A 23,322-nucleotide genomic window follows, 5' to 3' on the forward strand; every position below is an offset into this window, starting at 1 on the left:
CCGTCGCCGCATGCCGAGCAAGCGCGATATTCAACATCGAGTGGTCACCACGTTGCAGCGCCGGGTCGTCAATCCGTTGCAGCGCAAGCTGCCCGCCCAGCAGCTGCTGGAGACCGTCGGCCGGGTGAGCGGACAGCCGCGCGTCACGCCGATCGGCGGCCGCAAGGTTGGCAACGAGTTCTGGCTGGTCTCCGAGTTCGGCGACCGCTCCCAGTACATCCGGAACATCAAGGCGAACAACCGCGTTCGAGTACGCCTGCACGGCCGCTGGTACACCGGCACCGCGCACCTGCTGCCCGAGGACGACGCGCGCGCCCGGCTGCGTGAGCTGCCCCGCGGCAACAGCGCCGTGGTTCAACTGGTCGGCACCGACCTGCTCACCGTCCGCGTCGACCTGGACGGTTAGGCCCTACTCCTTCGCGCACTTCGACCAGAACTGGAAGGGCCCCGCGATATCGAAGGAGGTCTGTGCCCTGGCCATCGCCTTGTCCTGTGCTTCGGTGATGGTGCTGCCCCAGTCGGAGGCCCAGCCGCCGTTGCGGCCGAAGGCGAACGCTACGCAGGCGTCCTTCGACCAGACCGGCTCCTGACAGGAAACGCCGCAGGCGATCTGCGCCTGCCCGACCGCGGCGTCCTCGCTGATCGAGCTCCTGGCCCAGTGCACCTCCTCGGTCGCCTCATTGTAGGCCGCCGCGAGCCACACCGTGGTCACCTTCGGCGTGGTCGGCGGTGCCGTGGTGATCGGGGGGAGTTTGGCGCTCGGCCGGGTGGTCGGCGCGCCTGCGGTGCTGGTGGCGACGGCGAAGCTGGTGGTGTCGGCGCCACTGGCGTCGACACGGTCGTTCTTGGCCGAGCTCTTCAGCACCTTCAGCCCGATGACCCCGCCGATCACGAGCAGGGTGAGCAGGACCGAACCGATCGCGGCGAGCACCTTGCCACCGCCGCCACCACCCGAGCCCGGTCCGCCGGGTCCGTACTGCGGCGGGAAGCCCTGCCCGGGCGGACCGGGCGGGAATCCGCCCTGCTGCGGCGGATACTGCTGCGGCGCTTGCTGATACACCGGTGCTTGCTGATACGGCGCTTGCTGGTACTGCGGTGGCTGCTGATATTGCGGGACCGGGTACTGCGGGACCGACGGGTACGGCTGCCCTTGCGGATCGTAGGGCTGGCCCTGGTGGTACGCCGGATCCTGCTGGCTCAACGGGTTCAGCATCGTCGGATCGGCGGGTGGCACCGGTTGGTAGGGCTGATTCAGCGGGTTCAGCATCGTCGGATCCGCGGGCGGTACCTGCTGATACCCCGGATCAGGCTGGCCAACCGGATTGAGCATGGTCGGGTCCGCGCGTGGATGCGGCGACTGCGCCCCGACGTCGGACGCGCCCGGCTGATTCAACATGGTCGGGTCGGCGCGCGAGTAGCCAGGAGCCTGCTGTTCGTCCTTCGCCGCGCCGTGCTGCGCGTGTGGATCGTAAGGCTGCCCGGGGTAGGGGCCGGGTGGGTTTGACATGCGTCCCCGCTGCTGGTCGTCTCGATCAAGGCCGAGCCAGGGTATCGACTCGGCGCTCGGTTATCTGCCCCTGCCAGTGGGGGCATTGTCCGATTCGGTGCCTTTTTCGGGCCGCCGCACCGCGCTGACCTGTGTGCGGAGGGTTAGCTGCAACGATGGATCTCATGATCCGTGTGTTGACCGACCGCTGGACCGTGTTCGTACCTGTCATCGCCGCCCTCGCGCTGGCCGTCACCTGGGGGCGAAGTTTGTCCGGCGCGGCGGTGGTCGTGGTGGCCGCCGCGCTGATCGGCGCGGTGCTCGCGGCGGTCTATCACGCTGAGGTGGTCGCGCACCGGGTCGGCGAGCCGTTCGGGTCGCTGGTGCTCGCGGTCGCGGTGACCGTCATCGAGGTGGCGCTCATCGTCACGCTGATGATCTCCGGCGGCGACAAGGCCGCGTCGCTGGCCCGCGACACCGTCTTCGCCGCCGTCATGATCACCTGCAACGGCATCTTCGGGCTGTCCCTGCTGGTCGGCGCGCTGCGCCGGCGGGTGGCGGTGTTCAACGCGGAGGGCACCGGCGCGGCGCTGGCCACGGTGGCGACGCTGGCCACGCTCAGCCTGGTGCTGCCCACCTTCACCACCAGCCAGGCCGGGCCGGAGTTCTCCGCAGGCCAGCTCGCCTTCGCCGCGGTCGCCTCGCTCGCGCTGTACGGGCTGTTCGTCATGGTCCAGACGGTGCGACACCCGGACGACTTCCTGCCGGTGGAGGGCAACGGCGTGGTCACCGACGAGGACGTGCACAGCGAGGCGCCCACCGCCAAGGCCGCGCTGCTCAGCCTTGTGATGTTGTTCGTCGCCCTGGTCTGCGTGGTGGGGCTGGCGAAAGTGGTGTCGCCGTCCATCGAGTCGGCCGTCGCCGACGCCGGGCTGCCGCCGTCGGCGGTCGGCGTGGTGATCGCCTTGCTCGTGCTGCTGCCGGAAACCCTCGCCGCGGTGCGCGCCGCGCGCCGCGATCAGGTGCAGATCAGCCTCAATCTCGCGCTCGGCTCGGCGATGGCGAGCATCGGCCTGACCATCCCGGCGATCGCCGTGGCCACCATCTGGCTGGACGGGCCGCTGGTGCTCGGGCTCGGCGCCACGCAGACGGTGTTGCTCGCGCTGACGATCGTGGTCGGTGTGCTGACGGTCGTGCCAGGCCGGGCGACGCTGCTGCAAGGCGGCGTCCACCTGGCCCTGTTCTCTGCGTTCGTCTTCCTCGCGGTGAGTCCGTAAACCTGTGATCCGACGCACAGGCACCGGTCGAGGACAGGCCGGATGGCCGGTGTGCTGACTATTGGCCCAGCTCCGGCCCATTAGTCGATCGGCGGCTGTCCCGCTTATCCGTTTTGCCGATTTCGCCCCTTCGTGATCGGTCTGTGATCTTGCTGCGAGTTAGCTAAATCACATGACGCAACTCACAGTGATGTCGAAACATGCTGATAACTCGTATCAGAACGGCCATTTACTTCCACCTCGTGCTGTTGACCGGGCAATGAAGCTAGTCATCGGCAAGCGAGTAGGAGGCGATGGTCACACCGTGATCAGCTTTACTGTTACCAGTTGTCACCGATAGCTTCATGGTGGCAGTGACGCCCATCATGGAGAGAACGACTGTGAAACCTGAGACACACCGGCCCGGCACGGGCCCCGAGTGGCGTCTATGACCCGGGCTCGCTCGAGTGCCACCGCCGTCCGCGTCGTCCGCAAGAACTTCTCCGACACTGTCGTTTCGTCGCTGCGGACCTTCGGTCGCGCCGTGGACATCGCACGGGAATCGGTGACCGGCGCGGTCACCGGGATCGTGCGCGGCCGGTTCGAGTGGCGCGAGGCGACCACACAGGCCTGGCGGTTGGTCACCGTCACGGCGATCCCGGCGATCCTGATCGCCATCCCGTTCGGCGTCATCGTCTCGATTCAGGTCGGCAACCTCATTCACACGCTCGGCGCGGACTCACTGCTCGGCGCGACCGGCGGCCTCGGCGTGATCAAGCAGGGCGCCCCGCTGGCCACCGGATTCCTGCTCGGCGGTGCGGGCGCCGCCGCCATCGCCGCCGATCTGGGCGCGCGCACGATCCGCGAGGAGATCGACGCGCTCAACACCATGGGCATCAGTCCGATTCCCCGCCTGGTGATCCCGCGACTGGTCGCGATGATCCTGGTGGCGCCGCTGCTGAATATCCTCATCATCTTCGTCGGCATCGTCGCGGGTTACGCGGTCGCGGTGGGCGGCCAGAACGTCACACCGGGCAGCTACTGGGCCACTTTCGGCTCCTTCACCACCGTCGCCGATGTCTGGGTCTCGCTGCTCAAGGCGGCCCTGTTCGGCTTCCTGGTGGTGGTGATCGCCTGCCAGCGCGGGCTGGAGGCCAAGGGCGGACCGCGCGGGGTGGCCGACGCGGTGAACGCGGCCGTGGTGCTGTCGGTGGTGTCGATCGCCGTCGTCAACCTCGGCGTCACGCAGGTGGTCGAGATGTTCCTGCCCACGAAGTTGGTCTGACATGTCCGCATCGACCTATGTGCCCAAGGGTTTGGGCTGGCTCACCCGCTTCTATCAGCGCCGCGGGCTGCTGCTGGCGCGGTTCGAGGCGCTCGGCTTCGTGCTGGCCTTCGTCTGGCAGGTGCTCTCGTCGATCCCCGCCACGATCAAGCACTACCGCGACGAGACGCTGCGCATCATCTCCGACATGACCTGGGGCCGCGGCTCGGTCATCGTCGGCGGCGGCACCGTGCCGATGATGATCGTGCTCGGCCTGGTCATGGGCGCTTCGGTGGCCGTCGAGTCGTTCACCATGCTGAACATCCTCGGCATGGGTCCGGTCACCGGCATCGTCTCGGCGTATGCGACCACCCGCGAGCTCGCGCCCATCGCCGCGGCCATCGGCTTCGCCGCGCAGGCGGGCTGCCGCATCACCGCCGAGATCGGTTCCATGCGCATCTCCGAGGAGATCGACGCGCTGGAGGCGATGGGCCTGCGCTCGGTGCCCTTCGTCGTGACCACCCGGGTGATCGCGGGCGCCATCTCGATCGTGCCGACCTTTTTGATCGGGCTGATCCTGGCGTACCTGTCCTGCCGCGGCCTGATCACGCTGGTGCACGGCCAGTCCGCGGGCGTGTACGACCACTACTTCTTCCAGTTCGTGGCCGGGTTCGACGTGATCGCCGCGGTGATCAAGGTGGCCATCTTCGCCACGGTGGTAATCCTCATCCACAGCTACTACGGCTTCTTCGCCACCGGCGGACCCGAGGGCGTCGGTATCGCCTCCGGCCGCGCGGTGCGCGCCTCGTCGGTGGCGATCGTGGCCATCGACATGGTGCTCACCATCCTGCTGTGGGGTTTCAACGCGACGATCAGCTTCACGGGGTAATGGCGATGCCGAAGTATGGATTGCCCGGAGTGGCGGTCGACAAGCAGCGGTCCCGGCTCGTCGGCCTGATCGCGGTCGCCGTGATCGTGGCGGTGGTCGCGGCCATGGTGCTGCAACGGGAGCTGCGCACCGACGACGGAATGCACATCGCGCTGCACACCCAGCAGGTCGGCGACGGCATCCTGGCGGGCACCCCGGTGCGGGTGGACGGCGTGCAGGTCGGCACGGTCACCGGGGTCGACCCGGCCGAGCGGGGCACCCAGCGCATCGGGTTGCGGCTGGATCGTTCGCAGCTGCACGGCATCGACGACAGCCTGCGGGTCGACTACGCGCCCGCGAACCTGTTCGGCATCAGTGAGATCGAGTTGCGGCGCGGGTCCGGCGGGTCCGCGTTGCGCGACGACAGCGTGCTCGACCTGACCGGCGCCAACTCCGCCGCGATCTTCGACGCCACCATGGGCAGCATGCTGCGCAGCCTGTCGGCGTCCGGCGACTCGGTGCTCACCCCGCAGATGGCGACGGTGATCAGCCAGGTCTCCCACGACATGAAGGCGTTCACCCCGTTGGCGCAGGCGATCATCCAGGCGGCCCAGATCGTCACCGACAACCAGCGGATGCCGTTCTCCGAGCTGGCCGCCGCGCTGGGACCCGCGTTCTACGGCGCGGGCAACTTCGCGGGCGCCAACGAGGTGATGGTGGACATGATCCGCAATATCCCTCGGCTGCAATCGAATCGGGAATCCTTCGACGCCGGCGTGCGCATGCACACCGACACGCTGCTGCCCGGCATCGCCAACCTGGGCACCGCCCTCGGCAACGATCTGTCCGGCGTCACCGACATGCTCGCCCCGGTGCTGACGCTGCTCGCGCAGATGGTGCCGCAACCGCGGCAGTCGGGGGCCGACCTCACCGAGTTGCTGCGCCGCCTGCGCGCGGCCATGCCCGACACCCCGAACGGTCCGGTGCTGAACGCCGAGATCGATCTGAGTGGAATGCCCGTCCTGGCACCGTTATTGGGAGGTGCCCGATGAAAGTACGTTCCGCCGCATGGCGGCTCGGCCTGTTCGCGGCGGTGATGATCGGCGTGCTGATCATCGTCTGCACGGCGATCAAGCGGCCGGTATCGGGGCCGACCGAGGATCACAGCGCGCTGTTCACCGACGCCAACGGCCTGAAGGTCGGCGACGACGTGCGCATGTACGGCGTGCAGGTCGGCAAGGTCGACGGGATCGAGCTCGACGGCGTGCGGGCCCGAGTTCGGTTGTCGCTGAAGACCGATGCGTCGATCTACGACAACTCGAAGCTGGCCATCCGCTACCAGAACCTCACCGGCCAGCGCTACATCGACCTGCAGCAGCAGCCGCAGCCCGGCAAGCGCATTCCGGCCGGCGCCAGGGTCGGCACCGAGCACACGGTGGCCTCCTTCGATGTGACCAGCATGTTCAACGGCTTGAAGCCGGTGCTGGCCACCATCTCCCCGGAGGAGATCAACCAGTTCAGCGCCAGCATGGTCGCCCTGATCGAGGGCGACGGCAACGGCATCGGGCCGGCGCTTGCGGCGATCGACAAACTCGCCGCGCACGTCAAGGACCGGCAGGTAGTGATCGACAAGGTGCTGCAGAACCTGTCCGACCTGCAAGAAACGGCAGGCGGGAAGGTTCATTACATGGTGCCGCTGCTGGCCAGGCTGGCCGACATCTTCTCCGGGCTGGAATCCAATATGGCCGGGCTGGCCCAGTTCGCGGCGGCCGCGCCCTCGGTGCTCGGCCCGCTGGACAACCTGTTCAACGCGCTCGGCCTGCAGAGCCCCGACGATGTCGACGCGTTGATCCACCAGATCTTCCCCGACCCGCAGCAGGCGCTCGAGATATTCGACAAGTTGCCCGGGCTGCTGGCCGGTTTCGACGCGGCGATCCCCAAATCGGCGGTCGCGGGCTGGAAGCCGCAGTGCACCAAGGGCGCGGCGGACGTGCCGCAGGTATTCGGCGTACTGATCGCGGGACAGCAGGTGGCGGTATGCGCTGGGTGAGTGGCATGTTCGCCGATCGTCGCGTGATCGGCGAGCAGGAGACGAAGCGGCGCGAGATCCGGCTCGGCATCATCGGCGTCATTCTGGTCGCCATCGTGGCGGTCGCGGCGGGCGTGCTTTATGTGGTGCCGATCGGCAAGAAGACCTACACCGCCGATCTCGCGGAGGCTCAGTCGGTGCAGGCCGGTGACGACATCCGCGTCGCCGGGATCAGCGTCGGCACGGTGAAATCGCTGGAGCTGAAGCCGGATCGGGTGGTCATGCGCTTCACCGTCGACTCCGGGTTGTTCGTCGGCGATCAGTCCACCCTGGATGTCCGCATGCTCACGGTGGTCGGCGGCAACTACGTGGCGCTGTTCCCGTCGGGGACAACGCCGCTGGGCGACAAGCACATTCCGATGGATCGGGTGCGGCTGCCGTACAGCCTGGTGCAGACCTTCCAGGACGCGGCCGAGCCGGTCAGCAAGATCGACGGAGATACCTTGCGCCGCAACCTCGCCGCGCTCGGCACCTCGGTCGCGCAGGCGCCGGACACGTTGCGCACCACCCTCGACAGCCTGAGCAGTTTCGTCGATGACCTCAATCGCCAGCACGAGATGATCTCCAAGGCGATCGCCAACGCCGACGAGTACGTGACCATGTACGACGGCGCCAAGGGCTCTCTCGGCAGGCTGGTGCAGGCCACCAACCGGATGGAAGACCTGGTTCTCGGCAAACGGGCCGAACTGCAGGAGGGCCTGCGGCTGCTGAACGCCGTCATCAGCAAGGCCGCGGCGATAGCGCCGACCTACGCCGAGCTGAAGCCGAAACTGCAGCCGCTGTTCGACGCCGTGCCCCGGTTGTCGGAGCTGCTGAACAAGCTGGATCCGGTCATCGGCTCGGTACAGGACATGCAGCAGAAGCTGTCCGCGCTGGCCGGGCCCGACGGCGGCGTGACGATCGACCAGTCCGGGCAGACCATCACCGCGCCCCCTGGCGCACTCGCGCGGGTCTGCGTGCCACTGCCGGGGAGGGACTGCTGATGCTGCACAAGGTGCTCGGCTCGCGGGCGTTCATGTCGGTCTCGGGTGCGCTCGTCGCGGTCGTGCTCGTCGTCGTCGGCTACTTCATCGCCTTCGACCCGATGAAGAAGACCGAGAGTTACTGCGCGATCATGCCCGACAGCGTCGGGCTGTACGTCGGTAACCAGGTGACCATGCGCGGCATCCCGGTGGGCACCGTGACTTCTATTGCGCCGCAAGGCAAGTCGGTGAAGGTCGAGTTCGACGTCGAGGCCGACAAGCCGGTCTACGCCGACGCGGGCGCCACCACGCTGGCCGACAGCATCGTCGCGGCCCGCCAGCTCGCCGTGGTGACCTCCGGTCAGAACACGGCGCGCTGGAACGCCGGGCAGTGCATCACCAAAACGCTGACACCCAAGAGCATCTCCGAGACGTTGAACGCGGTGGCGCAGTTGTCCGCACAGATCTCGAGGCCGGACGACAAGACCCCCGACGCACTCGCCCAGGGGTTGTCGCAGCTCAACGCGGCGACCGTGGGAACAGGGCCGCAGGTCAACGACATCATCAAGAAGCTGAGCGGGGCGATGGCCTCACCCGACGCCGATATCGGCCACCTGGTCGGGGTTTTCGACGCCTTCGCCTCGGTCGGTAAGAAGGTCGAGGAGCACTGGGGCGACATCGAGTCGATGTTCCGCCGGTTGGCGCCGACGCTCAACGCGGCGCGCACCGACCTGTTGGAGCCCGGTGCCCAGGTGATCGACGGACTCGGGCAGTTGCTCCCGGTGCTCAACGATCTCACCACGGCATTCGGCGACCCGATCATGAAGTCGCTCGATTTCACCGTGCCGCTGGTGAAGTTCCTGCGCGCCCGGGTCGGCTCGCTGGCCCAGATCGTGTCGATGATGCCGGTGCTGACCGACGCCTTCCGGTCGTTCGGGCAGTCCGGAATCAGCTACGCCCCACCGAAGGTCGCGATTCCGCAGCAGCAGGCCGATCAGGTCTGCGCGGTGGTGAACGCGATGGCGCCGGGGCGCTGCGACGCCGCGAACGGCATGGCGAAGGTCGACATGGCAGCACTGCTGTTCGGAATGGCGGGTGCACGATGAACATCCATCGGGACGAGACCGGACGACTGGTCCTCACCCTTGCCCGGGTGCGCCGTGAAAAGGGCAGCGGCGGTGGCCGTTTCGTCGCCGGACTAGCGGTGGTGCTCGCGGCCGCGCTGCCCGCCGCGGGCTGCGCGTTCGATCCGTCGTCGGTGCCGGTGCCCGGCTCCGAGGTCTCCGGTGCCACCTACGACGTGCACATCCAGTTCGCCAACGTGCTGAATCTGCCTGCGCGGGCCAAGATCATGGCCAACGGCGCCCAGGTCGGCACGGTTTCCGGTGTCTCCGTGGTGGATTCGGCCAAGACGGGCGGCCGTGGTGGCTACGTGGTCGTCGACGCCAGGATCTCGAAGTCGGCGCGGCTGCCCGCGGCCACGCTCGCCGAACTGCGGCAGAACACGGTACTCGGCGATATCCATCTCGCGCTGATCACTCCGTCGAACGGCTTCGACAAGCTGCTGCCGGAGGGCGGCACGATCCCGCTGTCGCAGACGAAACCGCCGGTGCAGCTGGAGGACACGATGGCCGCGCTGGCCACCTTCACCCAGGGCGGCGCGGTGCAGCAGGTGCAGGACACCATCGAGCAGCTCAACGATGTGCTGCCCGCTGATCCCGCCAGGACCAAGCAGATCGGCAAGACCCTGGCCGACGACGCGGTCGACCTGGGCAACCACCTCGACGACCTCGACTCGCTGCTCGACGGGATCGACAACAACACCAATGTGCTGCACGGCATCCGGCCGGTGCTCGCCGACCTGCTCACCCAGGAGTCGGTGGACCAGATGAACGGCATCGCCCCGTCCATCGTCGGGGTGACCAAGATCTTCAACCAGCTCGGCCCGATCGGTACCTCGCTCACCTGGCTCGGCCCGCTGCTGAACAGCGCCGACGGCACCGTGCAGGCGTTCCTGCCGCTGCTGGCCTCGGCCCGGCCGCTCGACCTGAGTCAGCCGTCCAATCTGCAGGCGCTGGTCGCGCTGGTGCGCGAGAAGATCATTCCCTTCGCCGAGCACGGGCCCAAGGTGAACATCACCGGCGTGAAAACCGATGCGCCGGTGCCGATCCAGGACCAGACGGATCGGATCATCCAGACCCTACGCATGATCGGAGTCGTCCGATGAAGCTCGGGCCGATCGCCTCGCTCGGCGGCATCGCCGCCATCACCGTGCTCGGCGCGGGCTACCTGACGTTCAACGTGGTGCAGGCCGATCCGCTGGCCGAGTACACCAACGCCAGCATGGTGCTGACCAACTCGGGCGGGCTCGCCGTCGGGTCGCCGATCCTGCTCACCGGGATCGAGGTGGGCCGGGTCAGCTCGGTGCGCAACAGCGCGGGCGGTGTCGAGGTCGGGCTGAAGCTCGCCGCGGACCGCAGGGTGCCCACCGACAGCACGGTCACCATCGAGCACCTGTCCGCGCTCGGCGAGCCGTATGTCGAGTTCCGGCCGAATACCGACGGCGGACCGTACCTGCGCGACGGGCAACAGCTGACCACCTCGAATGTGCGTATGCCGCTGTCGATTCCGGAGGTCGCCCGGCTCGCCACCAAGACGTTGAACCAGCTCGACCCGACGGTGGTCGGCTCGCTGGTGAGCACCGCCGAACAGTCCCTGGCAGGCACCGACGGCGCGATCCCGAATCTCGCGCGCTCCGGCGATCTGCTCGCGGCGGCCATCATGAGCCGCAATCCGCAGATCGCCTCGCTGCTCAACAGTTTCCAGAACACGGCCACCAACATGGACTGGGTAGGACCGTCTTTCAGCGCCGCCGCACCCGAGTGGGTCCAGTTCACCCAGGCGCTCAACGATCTCGTCGCCCATGTCGGCCGGATGGTCGACAGCCAGCCGATCGACCAGTACACGACCGGAAACGGGATCGCCCCGTTCACCGCGAAGACGGTCGAGGCGTTGCGTGAGCTCCAACCGGAGCTGAGTTCGCTGGCGCCGGTGCTGCGCCCGCTCGTCGATGCGCTGGTCGCGGCCGCGCCGCGCATCGATATATCCGACCTGATCTCCCAGGCCCTCGCCGAGGTCGACGCCGATGGCGCCGTCAAGGTGCGGGTGGCCGTCAAATAGGAAAGGAGGACGCGATGTCGAACGACGTTGTGACCGAACTGAAGCAGGACGTCGAGACCGAGGCCACGCCCGCCCCGGCCCGCGACCCGAAGACCGTCTCGATTCGCCTGTCGACCGTCGCGGTCGCCGCGGCGCTGGTGGCGCTGACCGCCGCGACCGTGGTGTTCGGCGCGCTGTGGGCGTCGGCGCGCGGCGACCTGAGCGACCGCGACGCCGCGGCCGCCGACGACAAGCACGCCGAGCAGGTCGCCACCGATTACGCGGTCGGCGCCTCCAACATCAACTTCCAGGACGTCAACGCCTGGGTTGCCAAGCTCAAGGCCAACACCACCCCGCAGCTGGCCAACAAGTTCGACGCCACCGCGCCGAAGCTGCAGGACATCCTGGTTCCGTTGAAGTGGACCTCGACCTCTGCGCCGATCACCGCCAAGGTGATGAACACCGACAACGGGGTCTACAAGGTGAATGTCTTCCTCAATGTCACCTCGACCAGCGCGCAGACGCCGGAGGGGGCGCAGACCACGGTCACGTACACGGTGAACGTGGATCCGAACAACGGGTGGAAGGTCACCGACGTCGGCGGAATGGCCGGCGCGCTGCCCAAGCAGTGACCTTCGGCGGCTGAACCAGCGTACCCGTAGCTATTTCTGGTAAACGGCATTTACCTGCATAAATGAAAATTGCATAAAGTCGACGTTGATGCAGCAACCTTCGGGTAGCGTGCCGTGAAGATCAACATTCGTACCGGTATTTCCCTGTCCAGCAGAGAAGGCGGTTTCGATGGTGACACCTGGCGGCAGTCACGAACCCGACGGTGGGCGCGGCGCCGACAACCGCGGCCTGGTTATCGCGGCCGTGATCGCCGCTGCCCTGGTGTTGGTCGTCGCGATCGGGATGCTGCTGGGGTCGGGTGCGGACTCGAAGGACGACAAGTCGCCGACCGCGACGACCTCCGCGCGGCCGTCGACCACCGGCCGCACCACCCCGTCGCCCACCCGGGTGAGTCCGGGACCGCCGTCGCCGGTCGCCCCGCAGCCCGCCCGCAAGATCGGGGACGACTGCTCGGCGGGCGGCATCGTCGCGCAGTGGGATCTGCGCGGCGGTGAATGGGCGTGTGTCCCGCAGGGGCAGAACGTGCATCGCATCGGGGACGACTGCTCGCACGACGGGATCGTCGCGCAGTGGATGCGGGGGCCGGACGGGCGCTGGGTGTGCCTGGCGCAGGATCAGGGTCGGCCAGGACAACAGGAGCAAGGTCCTGGCCCGGAGCCGGTGCCCGCCGATCCGGGACCACCGCCCGTCAATCCAGGGCCGCCGCCCACGGTGGTGGAGCCGCCTGTTGCGCCCGAACCCCCACCTGTTGCGCCGGAGTCCCCGCCCGTTCCCGGACCGCCGCCCCCTGCGCCAGGGCCGCTGCCCCCTGTTCCGGCACTGCCGCCTCTCTTTCCCCCTCCGCCACCTCCGGTGCCCGCCAGTACCGAGTGGATTCTTCTCGCGCCGGCCGGTGCCAGCGAGTAAGGCACGCGAAAAATCGATCGACACGGCTGCGATGCTCGTTGACGTGACCGTCGTACCCGAGTTCTTCGCTACCCGCCTCGCCAATCAGGAGGGCGCACCCGCCCGCGCCTGGCTCGACCGCCTGCCCGACCTCGCCGCGCAGTATGCCGACCGCTGGCAACTCACCTTCGACGGACCGTCCATGCACGGCTACGGCGGACTCGTGCTGCCCGTCCGGCGTGCGGACGGCAGTGCGGCGGTGCTCAAGCTGAACTATCTGACGCCCGAGACCAAGGACGAACCGGTCGCGTTGGCCGCGTGGCGGGGTGACGGTGCGGTGCTGCTCCTGGACAGTGACGCCGACAATGGGGCGATGCTGCTGGAACGTCTCGAAGCCGGACGTTCACTGGAGACCGAGCCGATCGAGGACGCCGTACGCATCACCTGCGAACTGATGCGCCGATTGGCTATCCCGGTGCCGCAAGGTATTTCGCGGAACCTGCGCACGGAGTCGGCAGGCTGGGCGGAGGAACTGCCCAGAGAATGGGAACGGCTCGGCGAGCCGTACCCGCGCAAGCTGCTGGACGCCGCGATCGAGGCGTGCACTCAGCTCGGACCCACTGCCGCCCAGCTGCTGGTGAACGAGGACCTGCACTTCGAGAATGTGCTTGCCGCACAACGCGAACCGTGGCTGGTCATCGACCCGCAGCCACTCGCGGGCGATCCTGAGTTCACCACCCTGTCCCTATTGTGGAGCCGCAGAACCGAATCCACCCTCGACGACCGCTTCGCCGCCGTAGTCGACATCGCGGGCCTCGACCCCGAGCGCGCCCGAGCCTGGACCCTTGTGCAGTGCGCCCGCAACTGGCTGTGGTTCGCCGAGGACGAGGACTGCGACGATCCGGGCTACCCGTCCGTCCAGGAGATCGCGCCCTGGGCGTTGCGCTGAGCGGTTTCAACGCGGTCGCCACCGCAGGGAGCACCTACGCGTGTGCGGTTTTTCCACCGTCGATGACCAGTTGAGCGCCGGTGAGATACGGGTGTTCGGGTGAGGCGAGCGTGAGGGCGAATGCGGCGATCTCGGCTGCGGTGGCCAGTCGGCCGAGCCCTGGAACATTGCTGCCCGCCCACTGTTTCATCATCACCTGGTACACGTCGTCGGGGAGGTGCTCCAATCCCGCTGCCCGGCGCACGAACTCGGTGTCGGTGGTGCCGGGGACGAGTGCGTTCACCCGGATACCGTCCGCCGCGTAGTCGAGTGCGGCGGACTGGACCAGGCCGACCAGCCCGCGCTTGCTCGCGGTGTACGCGCCGCGTCCCGCGTCCGTGGCGAGCGCGTTGCTGGACGAGGTGACCACGATGGTGCCTCCGCCGCGTCGGATCATGTGCGGCACTTGATACTTGATGGCGAGGAAGGTGCCGCGCAGGTTCGTGTTCAGCACCCGATCGAAGTCGGCGGTGTCGTACTCATGCAGCTTCTTCTGCACGGTGATGCCCGCGTTGTTGAACGCGACATCCAGCCCGCCATAGATTTTCGCGGCCGAGTCGACGAAGTTCCGGACGTCGTCCTCGACCAGCACGTCGGCCCGAATGTATGTCGCCTCACCGCCCGCCGCCCGGATCTCGCGCTCCACCGCACGGCCGCGCTCCTCGCGCCGCCCGCAGAACACCACCCGCCCGCCCTCCGCGGCGAACAACCGCGCGGCCGCCGCACCGATGCCCGAGGTGGCGCCGGTGATTACCACGGTCTTTCCGGCGAAGCGGCGCAACGTGGTCGGTTCGAACCGCGGTGGGTTCGAATTCGCGCCGAGCGCAACACCTCCGGCGAGCCCGGCGGCCGCGCTGACCGCGAGGCCGGACGCCGCCATCGTGCCGAGCAGCCGCCTGCGGCTCGGCTTCGCTTCCCGCTTACCGGGTGCCCCGGTCGGGTCGGACTCGCCGCCATCGGCTTCGCGCGCCGCATCATCGTTGTTCGTCATGCCACCAGACTCTCGGCAACCGAGGTTCGGCGACTCCGCCCGCGGGTCCGAATATCGGCCGCGCGGAGGAGGTTGCTCCTCCGCGGGGAGGAGTCGGCTGCCGGTGCTGCCCGGCATGATGGGGGCGTGGTGAGTTCGGCGGAAGTGACGCGTGGCCTGGAATCGTGGCTCGACGAGCGTTTTCTGCCGGTGCGGTTGCTAGTCCTGCTGGTGTCGGCGGTGGGGTGCTTGCTGTTCCTCGGCGATGCGCCGAGCACGATCGACTGGACGATCGGGCTGCTCGCGGTGCTGGTGACCGCGGGTGGGGTGCGCTGGCCGCTGGCCACGTCACTCGCGGCGAGCGGGGTGCTGCTGCTCGGTTTCGAGATCGGCGATACCGGACCGGTGGTGCCCAAGGTCGCCGCCGCGATCGCACTGGTCGAGTTGTCGGCGCGCCGATCCGGCTGGCAGCCGTGGTCGGCCGCCTGCGCACTGGCCTGCGCCTACCTCCTACACCCGAGTGGTGACCTCGCCGCGAACGGTTATCGGGCGGTGGTCATGGCGGGCGCGCCGGTGCTGATCGGTGTTCTGCTGCGCACGGCGCGCGAGGGCGCGGAACACGCGCGCCGCGAGGCGCACGAGATCGCCCAGCGTCGCGACGCCGAGGTGGCCGCCGCCCGCGCCGTCGAACGCACCGCCATCGCCCGAGAACTGCACGACCTGATCGCCCACCACGTGTCCTCGACCGTGCTGCGCGTCGGCGTCGCCCGGCACGCCATGCCCGACGCGCCACCCGGAGCACTCGAAGTGCTCGACGACATCCACGCCAGCGGCAAGGCCACGCTCACCGACCTGCGCAGGCTGCTCGCCATTCTGCGGGATCCGGCGATGACCGGCGACTCCTTCATCGCGCCCGCCGACCTGCCCGCCGCGCTCCGCGCCGTGGTGGACCGCGCGCGTCAGTCGGGCATCACCGTGCACGCCGCGGTGACCGAGGATATCGCCGAAGTCGATGCGGTAGTGGCGCTTACGCTGCTGCGACTCACCCAGGAGGGTGTCTCGAACATCGCCAAGCACGCCGGACCCGGTACGACAGCACATTTGACGATCATCGTCCAGGACGGCGAGGTTCGATTCACGTTGCGCGACAACGGTTCCGGGCCTTCGTCGCGCGCACGGCTCGGTTCGGGCCGGCCCGCGGACGGCCACGGGCTCGGTCTGATCGGACTGCACGAGCGCGTCGAGCTGCTCGGAGGCGCATTCACCGCCGCTCGGGTCGGCACGGAATGGGAACTCGCAGCACGTCTGCCGACCGGACGCCCGGTGCCCGCATGACCATCCGCGTCCTCATCGTCGACGACCAGCACCTGGTCCGCGCCGGCCTGCGCATGCTGTGCGAAACCGACAACGCGCTCGAGGTGGTAGGGGAGGCCGCCACCGGCAGCGACGCCGTCCGGCTCGCCGAGCAACTGAGCCCCGACGTCGTCCTGATGGATCTCCGTATGCCCGGCATGGACGGAATCCGCGCCACCGCAGCGATTCTCGCCACCAGGCCCGCCACCCGCATCCTCGCCCTCACCACCTTCGACGACGACGATCACCTCTACCCGGCCCTCGCCGCAGGTGCCTGCGGCTTCCTCGTCAAGGACGCCACACCCACCGACCTACTCCACGGCATCCACCGCGCCGCCGCGGGCGACCACCCCTTCTCCCCGAACGTCCTGCGCCGCGTAGTCGACTCCGCGCTGTCGGCCCGCACCAACCCCATCCCCGAACTTCCCACCCTCCCTGGCCTGACATCCCGCGAACGCGAAGTACTGGCTCTGGTCGCCGAGGGCCTCCCCAACGCCGACATCGCCACCCACCTGCACCTCGGCATCACCACCGTCAAAACCCACATCACCAACCTGATGGCCAAAACCGGCACCACCAACCGAGTCCAACTAGCCGTCCTCGGCACCCGCACCCCCCGAAATTAGCTGGACACGGCTGAGACGCTCGACAGGTGAGCATTGTTCCGAAGTTTTTCGCTGAACGCCTCGCCGAGCATGCGGGGGAGCGGGGACAGACCTGGTTGAGCGAGCTGCCTGCGCTTGCCGAGGAGTTTCTGAAACGGTGGCAACTCACCGTCGACGGCCCGGCGATGCACGGCTATGCCGGACTGGCGCTGCCCGCCACCAGGTCGGACGGCAGTTCGGTGGTGCTCAAGCTGACCATCATCACGCCGGAGACCCGCGACGAGGCGCTCGCACTCGCTGCCTGGGACGGTGCGGGCGCGGTGCGGCTGCTCGACAGCGAGCCCGCGCGCGGTGTCCTGCTGCTCGAGCGCCTCGACTCGGCAAAATCACTGCTCACCGAACCGATCGAGGATGCGGTGCAGCTCATCACCGGCCTGCTGCGCCGTCTCGTGATTCCGGCGCCAGCCGGCTTCAGCAGGGACTTGCGGCATGAAGCCGAGCGGTATGCGACCGAATTGCCGGCGGACTGGCAGCGCCTCGGTGCACCCTTTCCCCGCAAACTGCTGGACGCGGCAGTCGATGTCTGCACGCACTTGGGGCCGGAAGCAGCTCGGCTGCTGACCAATGAAGACCTGCATTACGAAAACGTATTGGCCGGAACGCGCGAGCCCTGGCTGGTCATCGACCCGCAGCCCCTCATCGGCGACCCCGAATTCACGACACTGTCGTTGATCTGGAACCGTCGATCGGAATCCACCCTCGACGAGCGGTTCGCTGCGATAGTCGCGGGCGCCGGCCTCGACGCCGATCGCGCCAGAGCGTGGACTCTCGTTCGCGCGGTGCGAAATTGGCTGGACTTCCTGGCGGACGACGAGCTGGACGATGACGGCTACGTCGCGGTGCAAGAAATTGCGCCGTGGGCGCTGGCCTGAGTCTGTCGCCATGCGGCGTAATTGGGCACGGCGAACCGTTCGACCGGCGCATGCGCCGTGGCGGGATCGGGTGCGGGCGAAAACGACGGTGACGGCACCGCCGGGGCGATCGCCTGGGCGGCGGTGGGGTCGGCGGTGGAGATTTCGTTGAGTGGGCGGTCAATGGGGGTGTTGGGCGGCGTATCTGGCGCGTTCCAGGGCGCGGCGGCGCATGCGTTCCGGGTTTTCGAGGTCGGCGGGGAGCCCGTGCTCGGCGAGGCGATGGGCGCGGTTCATCGGCATGAAGGCCGCTGTGTAGAACAGGGCAAGGAGCATGGCGAGCAGGACCATGGCGCCGCGTAGCCAGAGTTCGCCGGGGAACAGCAGGAAGACGACGAAGAGCGGAGTGAACGGGACCATGCCGCGCAGGATGTGGCGGGCGGTGGCGTGTTTTCCGGTGAGGTCGTTGCGCACCCAGTCGATCATCGAGTCGGGCAGGCGGCGGCCGAAGACGTAGCCGATCCACTGGATCGGGTTGGGCCGCGGTGTTTTTCGGGACATGCGCGATCTCCTCGCAGGTATCGGGTCTAGACCGCCATCGATCGGCGCGCGGCCTCGTTGACGCGGGTGAGGACTTCGCGGAGCTCCTCGAGGTCGGCCAGTGTGACGCCGAGCCGCTCGACCACGGCGGGCGGGATCCGTTCGGCCTGCTTGCGCAACGCGACTCCGGCCGGCGTCAGGTTCACGACCAGGTTGCGCTCGTTGCGGCTGTCGCGCTCGCGGGTGATCAGTCCGGCGCTCTCCAACCGCTTGAGCAGCGGCGACAGCGTCGGCGAGTCCAACTGGATGGCCTCGGCGATCGCCTTGACCGACATCGGCGCCTCACCCCACAGCGCGAGCATCACCAGATACTGCGGGTGGGTGAGGCCGAGCGGCTCGAGCAGCGGACGGTACACGCCGAGTACCGCGCGGTTGGCCACCGCCAAGGCGAAGCACACCTGCCGGTCGAGTTGCAGCGGATCGTCCATCTGTCCTCCTGTCGCACCGCCGTCAATGTTAATACACGAACAGTTAATGCACGAAGTGTGTGGGCGACATCTCGTCGGAGAAGCGTGGTTGTGCCGCGGGCGATGGTTAGTTTGAGATGCATGCAGAACGACACAGGTCGCATCCACGAGCTCGACGCCGTGCGCGGATTCGCCCTGTGCGGCATCCTGGTCGTCAATATCTGGCAGATCACCGGCATGACCGCGGTGCGCGCGCCCGGCGAGATGGTCCCGCTGCGGCACCTGCTGTCGGTGCTCTTCGAAGGCCGCTTCTTCCCGATTTTCTCGTTCCTGTTCGGACTGAGCTTCGCGTTGTTCCTGGACAGCGCGGCCCAGCGCACCGATCACCCGAAACTGGTGCTGATCCGCCGCCTTATCGCATTGGGTGTCCTCGGTCTGGTGCATCACCAGTTCCAGCCCGGTGAGGCGCTGTTGCCCTACGCCATCGTCGGATTGGTGATCCTGCTGCCTGCCACGAGCCTGCCGAACTGGGCGGTTCTGGCCCTCGGTCTCGTCGGCACAGTGGGCGTCGCTGTGGTACTCAGCGGCGGATTCGGCCTGGTACCCGGCCTTTTCCTGCTCGGCCTCGCCACCGCCCGCTACGGCATCCCACACACCCTCGACACCCGCGGCTGGCAACTCGCTGCCGTCTTCGCCCTGGCCTTGCCCGCCGCAGTAGTGACCGCCATCTGGGAGTACCGCACCCCCTACCTCGACCTCTTGGCGACCAGTGCCCCCGCCGTAGCAGGCCTGCTCGGCGCCCTCACCTACCTCACCGGCCTACTACTCCTACTACGCACCGAAACCGGCGCCATCCTCGCCGAGATCCTCGAACCCATGGGTCGAATGGCCCTGACCAACTACATCTGTGCCACCGCGCTGATCCTGCTGGCCGAACCCCGCCTAACCCTCGCCGGCTCCGCCGAATACGGCCTCCTCCTAGCCCTGGCCGCCGCAATTATCGCCATCCAAGCCCTCGTCAGCTGGGCCTGGCTGAAGGTGTTCCGCTACGGCCCCCTGGAATGGCTCTGGCGCTGCATCACCTGGTGGGAGCTGGTCCCGGCCCGCAGAGTGCCTGAACCCGCCCGCCGCTGGTAAACCGTTGAACCGCACCACGACCGGTTCGGCGCGGCGGGTGGGGAACTCGGGGGTGGCGTCGCAGACTGGACGGTCATGGACCAGTTGGTGCTGATGTTCGTCATTCTGTTCGCCGCGATTCTGGCCGAGCCGCTGGCCAAGCGGGTTGGGGTGGCGTCGGCGGTGTTGATGACGGTGTTCGGCTGTGTGGTCGCGTTGTTGCCGTTCGCTCCGCGGATCAATATTTCGCCGGAGCTGATTCTGCCGCTGGTGCTGCCGCCGCTGCTGTACGCGGCGGCGCGGCGCACCTCGTGGCGGCAGTTCGCGGAGAATTGGGTGCCGATCGCTCTGCGGGCGGTCGGGCTGGTCATCGCGACGGCCGTGGCGGTGGCGGCGGTCTTCCATGCCTGGTATCCGGGGCTGCCGATCGCGGCGGCGGTCGCGCTCGGCGCGTTGGTCGCGCCGCCGGATCCGGTGGCGGCGACCGCGCTGGCGGGGAGTCTCGGTCTGCCGCGCCGTCTGGTGGTGGTGCTGGGCGGTGAGGGGCTGTTCAACGATGTCACCGCGATCGTCATCTACGGTGTCGCGGTCCAGGCCGTGGTGACCGGCCGGTTCTCGGCACCGCGCGCGGCAGCGGAGTTCGTCGTGTCGGCGGTGGTCGCGGTGGTCGTCGGGTTGCTGCTCGGTTGGGCCGGCAGCAAGTTGACCAATTACCTGGGCGTGGCCACCTGGCAGGTGGCGCTGAGTCTGCTGCTGCCGTTCGGCGCCTACGGAATCGCGGAGGCCTGGCACGGTTCCGGTGTGCTCGCCGTGCTGGTGTGCGCGCTGTACCTGACCGACGCCGTCACCGAATTCGGCGACCCGGACTATCGCCTGGTCGGCGACTCCTTCTGGGACATCACCGAGATGTTGCTGAGTGGCTTCGCTTTCGGGTTGATCGGACTGGAATTGGCTGCGGTGCTGGCAGCCACCGGCGACCGCTGGCCGACCTTGCTCGGCGGCGCCGCTGCCGTCGTCGCGGTGGTCGTCGGCCTGCGCCTGGTCTGGCTGATGAGCACGTGGGCGGTCAGCCGCTCGTGGTGGCGGCGGGGCACCGACGAGCCCTACACCTGGCGCGAGACCATCGTCACCTGGTGGGCCGGCATGCGCGGCGTCGCGACCGTCGCACTGGCACTTGCCATTCCGCTGCTCACCGACGACGGCGCGGACTTTCCGGGTCGCACCGAGATCCTGTTCACCGCCTTCGCTGTCGTCCTGTTCACCCTGCTGCTGCAAGGGTCGACGCTGCCACTTGTCGTGCGCCTCACCGGCGTACACGCGGACACCAAGCGGGAAAGGGAACTCGAACGAGAGCTCTGGGAGCGCGTCATCAAGGCCGAACTGGCGCGACTGAAAGCCATTGCGGTGGAACAGAATCTGCCCGACGGCGTGTACGAGCGGCTGCGTGACGGTTTCCGTCAGCGGATGGCGCGGGCCGACCCGCAGGCGGCCGACGCGGACGCGCAATCCGAGGCCGCGCGAAATGCGAAGCTGGCCAGGAAGTTACGCGACATCCGTGAGGACGTCGTGGAAGCAGGCCGCCGTGAGGCGCAGACTGCCCGCCGCGAGCCGGGGATGCCGCCCGACCTGGTGGACCGGGTGACCCGGCGGCTCGATCTGGGCAGGCGCTGAACCGTTGCGCGGATGCTGCGTCCCCCGGGTGTTGGGGTCCCCCGGGTGTTGGGTCCCCCGGGTGTTGGGTCCGGCGGCACCGGATAGGCGCACCGGAACCAGCACGCGCGCAACAGGATCAGCTGGCCGCGACGCCCGTGTTGCGGATCGCCTCGAGCACCTCTTCATAGGTCAATGAGGAGTTCACGGTGGCGGACTCGGACGGCACGTCGATGTCGACGTAGTCGACCCCGTTGACGCCGCGCAGCGTGGACTCGATGGCCGAGGCGGACTCGCGGGTAACGTTGTGCAAGGTAATCGTGTAGGAGCTCATGCACACCGAATAGACCGAATCGACGTGCGTAAACGCCGACGAGCAGTAGATTTTGCGCCGCCACGTTTGGTTGTCGTATCCCCGGGAATAGCCGGGGTGTCACACAACTCGACGCAACAGGATTGTCATGATCATCATCATCGGGCTCGTCGTCTTGATCGCAGCAGTGATCGTCGGAGTCGCCGGCGTGGTGGCGAACAACGGCGAAGCAAACTTCCTACCAAGTGATTTCGCGGTTTTCGACTACCACTTCCACGGCTCCAGCGGTTTGCTGTTCGGCTACGGCATCGTCCTCGGCGCCATCGGCACGCTGGGTCTAGCCCTGCTGCTGACCGGTGTCTGGCGTGTCTCCCGGCGCAACATGGTGGCACGTCGTGAGCTCAGGCAGTCCCGCCGCGAAATGGCGGCGGTCCGGCGCGATCTGGCGGACGGTACCCCACCGGCCCGCAAGGAGCCCGCACCGCAGTCGCACCGCGAGCCAGTCTGGAGTCGATTCGTGCGCCGCCCGGCCACGGCTCCGGCCGGTGACACACCGCGCGCTGAAAGCACGTCCCGCGTGCAGGCGCCGGCGTCGAAATAATCATCGAGAAAAGGAAATACGACCATGATTATTCTCGGACTTGTCCTCCTCATCGCGGGGTGGCTGCTCGGAATCGGATTGCTCACTACCGCAGGCATCATCATTCTCATCGTCGGCCTCGTGCTGATGATCGCCGGATCGGTCGGCCGCCCGGTCGGTGGTCGGCGCTGGTATTACTAGGGATCGACCGTGAACAAATTCGAAGACAGGATCGCGCACCAGGTGCAAGCCGCCAGGGGCAACGTCAAGAAGTATCTCGGCCGGGCGGCCGGAAACCGTCGTCTGGAATCCGAGGGACGTCGAGAACAGGCTCGCGGCAACATGAAACGCGCCGCGGACAAACTCAGGGCCGCGTTCAAGCACTGACCTGATGGCCGGATGCCGGCCGAGGGGCGAGTCAAGCCCCTCGGCCGGCACCGGCTTCAGTGCTGTCTACATGTCAGCGCCGCCCTCCGTGTCAGAGTCCGGCGACGTCGGTGAGCTGCCCGATGCCGTAGGTGACCGCCATGGCCAGCGCCCCGCCGATCACCACCCGCAAAACCGCCCGGCCGCGGTCGCTACCGCCGAGCCGGGCACTGACCGAACCGGTGATCGCCAGCGCGATCAGCACGGCGGCGAAGGTGATCGGAATCCGCAGCGGAACCGGCGGCAACAGGATGGCCAGCAGCGGCAGCAGTGCGCCGAGCGTGAACGACACCGCCGAGGAGCCCGCCGCCTGCCACGGATTGGTCAGCTCCTCGGGGTCGAGCCCGAGCTCGGCTTCAGCGTGCGCGGTGAACGCGTCGTGCGCGGTGAGTTCCTCGGCGACCTTGCGCGCCGTCGCCGCGGACAGCCCCTTGGCCTCGTAAATCCCGGCCAGCTCGGCCAACTCGAAGTCCGGCGCTTCGCGCAGCTCGCGCTGTTCCTTGGCGAGCAGGGCCCGTTCGGAGTCGCGCTGCGTGCTGACCGACACGTATTCGCCCACCGCCATGGAGATGGCACCTGCGGAAAGCCCGGCGATGCCCGCCGTGAAAATTGTGCTGGTATCGGTCGTCGCCGCGGCGACACCGACGACCAAACCCGCGGTCGAGACGATGCCGTCATTCGCGCCGAGCACGCCCGCGCGCAACCAGTTCAGCTTGGCCGCCATGCCCTCGGCATGGGGCTCGTGCGGATGCGCGCCCGCGGGTTCGCTGGTCGTTTCGTCCATGCGGCGAGACTAAGCGA

27 protein-coding genes are annotated in these 23,322 nt (G+C 67.9%); 21 read left to right on the plus strand and 6 right to left on the minus strand.

Annotated elements, in window-relative coordinates; genetic code table 11:
• The first annotated feature begins 10 nt into the window (after window positions 1–10).
• Window positions 11–406, plus strand: coding sequence for a nitroreductase/quinone reductase family protein (locus ACIHA7_RS13060; protein WP_397288893.1), 396 nt, complete (start codon window positions 11–13; stop codon window positions 404–406).
• 3 nt (window positions 407–409) lie between these two features.
• On the opposite strand, the gene ACIHA7_RS13065 is transcribed toward ACIHA7_RS13060, so the two are convergent.
• Complete coding sequence (locus ACIHA7_RS13065; RefSeq protein ID WP_397288895.1) at window positions 410–1,507, minus strand: DUF4189 domain-containing protein; 1,098 nt, start codon at window positions 1,505–1,507, stop codon at window positions 410–412.
• 164 nt (window positions 1,508–1,671) lie between these two features.
• On the opposite strand from ACIHA7_RS13065, the gene ACIHA7_RS13070 reads away from it, so the two are divergent.
• From ACIHA7_RS13070 to ACIHA7_RS13125, 12 genes are all read left to right on the plus strand, one after another.
• A complete protein-coding gene (locus tag ACIHA7_RS13070; protein ID WP_397288897.1) occupies window positions 1,672–2,763 on the plus strand; it encodes a calcium:proton antiporter in 1,092 nt (363 codons plus the stop codon).
• A 427-nt stretch (window positions 2,764–3,190) separates the two neighbouring features.
• Window positions 3,191–4,027 carry an ABC transporter permease gene (locus tag ACIHA7_RS13075; RefSeq protein ID WP_397288899.1) on the plus strand — a complete coding sequence of 279 codons (837 nt, stop codon included), beginning with the start codon at window positions 3,191–3,193 and terminating at the stop codon, window positions 4,025–4,027.
• 1 nt (window position 4,028) lies between these two features.
• On the plus strand, window positions 4,029–4,895 hold the full coding sequence (locus ACIHA7_RS13080; protein ID WP_397288901.1) for an ABC transporter permease: 867 nt from the start codon (window positions 4,029–4,031) through the stop codon (window positions 4,893–4,895).
• Between the two features lie 5 nt (window positions 4,896–4,900).
• The gene (locus ACIHA7_RS13085; protein WP_397288903.1) at window positions 4,901–5,926 is read left to right on the plus strand and encodes an MlaD family protein; all 1,026 of its coding nucleotides are present in this window, start codon (window positions 4,901–4,903) and stop codon (window positions 5,924–5,926) included.
• Window positions 5,923–6,924 carry an MlaD family protein gene (locus ACIHA7_RS13090; RefSeq protein WP_397288905.1) on the plus strand — a complete coding sequence of 334 codons (1,002 nt, stop codon included), beginning with the start codon at window positions 5,923–5,925 and terminating at the stop codon, window positions 6,922–6,924. The genes ACIHA7_RS13085 and ACIHA7_RS13090 overlap by 4 nt, the downstream gene beginning before the upstream one ends.
• Complete coding sequence (locus ACIHA7_RS13095; protein ID WP_397288907.1) at window positions 6,912–7,946, plus strand: MlaD family protein; 1,035 nt, start codon at window positions 6,912–6,914, stop codon at window positions 7,944–7,946. The genes ACIHA7_RS13090 and ACIHA7_RS13095 overlap by 13 nt, the downstream gene beginning before the upstream one ends.
• Complete coding sequence (locus tag ACIHA7_RS13100) at window positions 7,946–9,031, plus strand: MlaD family protein (RefSeq protein WP_397288909.1); 1,086 nt, start codon at window positions 7,946–7,948, stop codon at window positions 9,029–9,031. Before ACIHA7_RS13095 ends, ACIHA7_RS13100 begins: the two co-directional genes overlap by 1 nt.
• On the plus strand, window positions 9,028–10,152 hold the full coding sequence (locus ACIHA7_RS13105; RefSeq protein WP_397288911.1) for an MlaD family protein: 1,125 nt from the start codon (window positions 9,028–9,030) through the stop codon (window positions 10,150–10,152). Before ACIHA7_RS13100 ends, ACIHA7_RS13105 begins: the two co-directional genes overlap by 4 nt.
• Window positions 10,149–11,105: an MlaD family protein gene (locus tag ACIHA7_RS13110; protein WP_397288913.1), complete on the plus strand. Its 957-nt coding sequence runs from the start codon at window positions 10,149–10,151 to the stop codon at window positions 11,103–11,105. Before ACIHA7_RS13105 ends, ACIHA7_RS13110 begins: the two co-directional genes overlap by 4 nt.
• 14 nt (window positions 11,106–11,119) lie before the next feature.
• Complete coding sequence (locus ACIHA7_RS13115; RefSeq protein ID WP_397288915.1) at window positions 11,120–11,716, plus strand: hypothetical protein; 597 nt, start codon at window positions 11,120–11,122, stop codon at window positions 11,714–11,716.
• A 169-nt stretch (window positions 11,717–11,885) separates the two neighbouring features.
• Window positions 11,886–12,623, plus strand: a complete 738-nt coding sequence (locus tag ACIHA7_RS13120; RefSeq protein ID WP_397288917.1) for a hypothetical protein — start codon at window positions 11,886–11,888, stop codon at window positions 12,621–12,623.
• A 43-nt stretch (window positions 12,624–12,666) separates the two neighbouring features.
• The gene (locus ACIHA7_RS13125; RefSeq protein ID WP_397288919.1) at window positions 12,667–13,551 is read left to right on the plus strand and encodes an aminoglycoside phosphotransferase family protein; all 885 of its coding nucleotides are present in this window, start codon (window positions 12,667–12,669) and stop codon (window positions 13,549–13,551) included.
• Window positions 13,552–13,585: 34 nt separating this feature from the next.
• Here the strand turns inward: ACIHA7_RS13125 and ACIHA7_RS13130 are convergent, their stop codons facing one another.
• Entirely contained in the window at window positions 13,586–14,581 is a 996-nt protein-coding gene (locus ACIHA7_RS13130) for an SDR family NAD(P)-dependent oxidoreductase (protein WP_397288921.1), read from the minus strand.
• Window positions 14,582–14,710: 129 nt separating this feature from the next.
• Between ACIHA7_RS13130 and ACIHA7_RS13135 the strand changes: the two genes are divergently transcribed.
• Genes ACIHA7_RS13135 through ACIHA7_RS13145 form a run of 3 tightly spaced genes read left to right on the plus strand, consistent with a single transcriptional unit; the run spans window position 14,711 to window position 17,450 of the window.
• Window positions 14,711–15,895, plus strand: a complete 1,185-nt coding sequence (locus ACIHA7_RS13135) for a sensor histidine kinase (RefSeq protein ID WP_397288923.1) — start codon at window positions 14,711–14,713, stop codon at window positions 15,893–15,895.
• Window positions 15,892–16,539: a response regulator gene (locus ACIHA7_RS13140; RefSeq protein WP_397288925.1), complete on the plus strand. Its 648-nt coding sequence runs from the start codon at window positions 15,892–15,894 to the stop codon at window positions 16,537–16,539. The genes ACIHA7_RS13135 and ACIHA7_RS13140 overlap by 4 nt, the downstream gene beginning before the upstream one ends.
• Window positions 16,540–16,565: 26 nt before the next feature.
• Window positions 16,566–17,450, plus strand: a complete 885-nt coding sequence (locus ACIHA7_RS13145; RefSeq protein WP_397288927.1) for an aminoglycoside phosphotransferase family protein — start codon at window positions 16,566–16,568, stop codon at window positions 17,448–17,450.
• A 159-nt stretch (window positions 17,451–17,609) separates the two neighbouring features.
• Here the strand turns inward: ACIHA7_RS13145 and ACIHA7_RS13150 are convergent, their stop codons facing one another.
• Together ACIHA7_RS13150 and ACIHA7_RS13155 are read right to left on the minus strand one after the other, a co-directional pair.
• Window positions 17,610–17,990 (minus strand): DUF5313 family protein, encoded by a 381-nt coding sequence (locus ACIHA7_RS13150; RefSeq protein WP_387724391.1) that lies wholly within the window; start codon window positions 17,988–17,990, stop codon window positions 17,610–17,612.
• 26 nt (window positions 17,991–18,016) lie between these two features.
• Window positions 18,017–18,457: a MarR family winged helix-turn-helix transcriptional regulator gene (locus ACIHA7_RS13155; RefSeq protein ID WP_397288930.1), complete on the minus strand. Its 441-nt coding sequence runs from the start codon at window positions 18,455–18,457 to the stop codon at window positions 18,017–18,019.
• A gap of 120 nt (window positions 18,458–18,577) precedes the next feature.
• Between ACIHA7_RS13155 and ACIHA7_RS13160 the strand changes: the two genes are divergently transcribed.
• On the plus strand, window positions 18,578–19,573 hold the full coding sequence (locus ACIHA7_RS13160) for a DUF418 domain-containing protein (RefSeq protein WP_397288932.1): 996 nt from the start codon (window positions 18,578–18,580) through the stop codon (window positions 19,571–19,573).
• 75 nt (window positions 19,574–19,648) lie between these two features.
• Complete coding sequence (locus ACIHA7_RS13165; protein WP_397288934.1) at window positions 19,649–21,223, plus strand: Na+/H+ antiporter; 1,575 nt, start codon at window positions 19,649–19,651, stop codon at window positions 21,221–21,223.
• Between the two features lie 118 nt (window positions 21,224–21,341).
• Here ACIHA7_RS13165 and ACIHA7_RS13170 read toward each other — a convergent pair whose 3' ends face one another.
• Complete coding sequence (locus ACIHA7_RS13170; protein WP_397288936.1) at window positions 21,342–21,536, minus strand: heavy metal-associated domain-containing protein; 195 nt, start codon at window positions 21,534–21,536, stop codon at window positions 21,342–21,344.
• A 127-nt stretch (window positions 21,537–21,663) separates the two neighbouring features.
• Between ACIHA7_RS13170 and ACIHA7_RS13175 the strand changes: the two genes are divergently transcribed.
• The 3 genes from ACIHA7_RS13175 to ACIHA7_RS13185 are packed head-to-tail and all read left to right on the plus strand — an operon-like array spanning window position 21,664 to window position 22,482.
• Window positions 21,664–22,116 (plus strand): hypothetical protein, encoded by a 453-nt coding sequence (locus ACIHA7_RS13175; protein ID WP_397288938.1) that lies wholly within the window; start codon window positions 21,664–21,666, stop codon window positions 22,114–22,116.
• A 24-nt stretch (window positions 22,117–22,140) separates the two neighbouring features.
• On the plus strand, window positions 22,141–22,296 hold the full coding sequence (locus ACIHA7_RS13180; RefSeq protein WP_167768950.1) for a DUF6131 family protein: 156 nt from the start codon (window positions 22,141–22,143) through the stop codon (window positions 22,294–22,296).
• 9 nt (window positions 22,297–22,305) lie between these two features.
• Window positions 22,306–22,482, plus strand: a complete 177-nt coding sequence (locus tag ACIHA7_RS13185; RefSeq protein ID WP_397288941.1) for a CsbD family protein — start codon at window positions 22,306–22,308, stop codon at window positions 22,480–22,482.
• A gap of 91 nt (window positions 22,483–22,573) precedes the next feature.
• Here ACIHA7_RS13185 and ACIHA7_RS13190 read toward each other — a convergent pair whose 3' ends face one another.
• Window positions 22,574–23,305: a VIT family protein gene (locus ACIHA7_RS13190; protein ID WP_397288943.1), complete on the minus strand. Its 732-nt coding sequence runs from the start codon at window positions 23,303–23,305 to the stop codon at window positions 22,574–22,576.
• Window positions 23,306–23,322 lie beyond the last annotated feature (17 nt).

Source organism: Nocardia sp. NPDC052316, from assembly GCF_044547795.1.
Lineage (GTDB): Bacteria > Actinomycetota > Actinomycetes > Mycobacteriales > Mycobacteriaceae > Nocardia.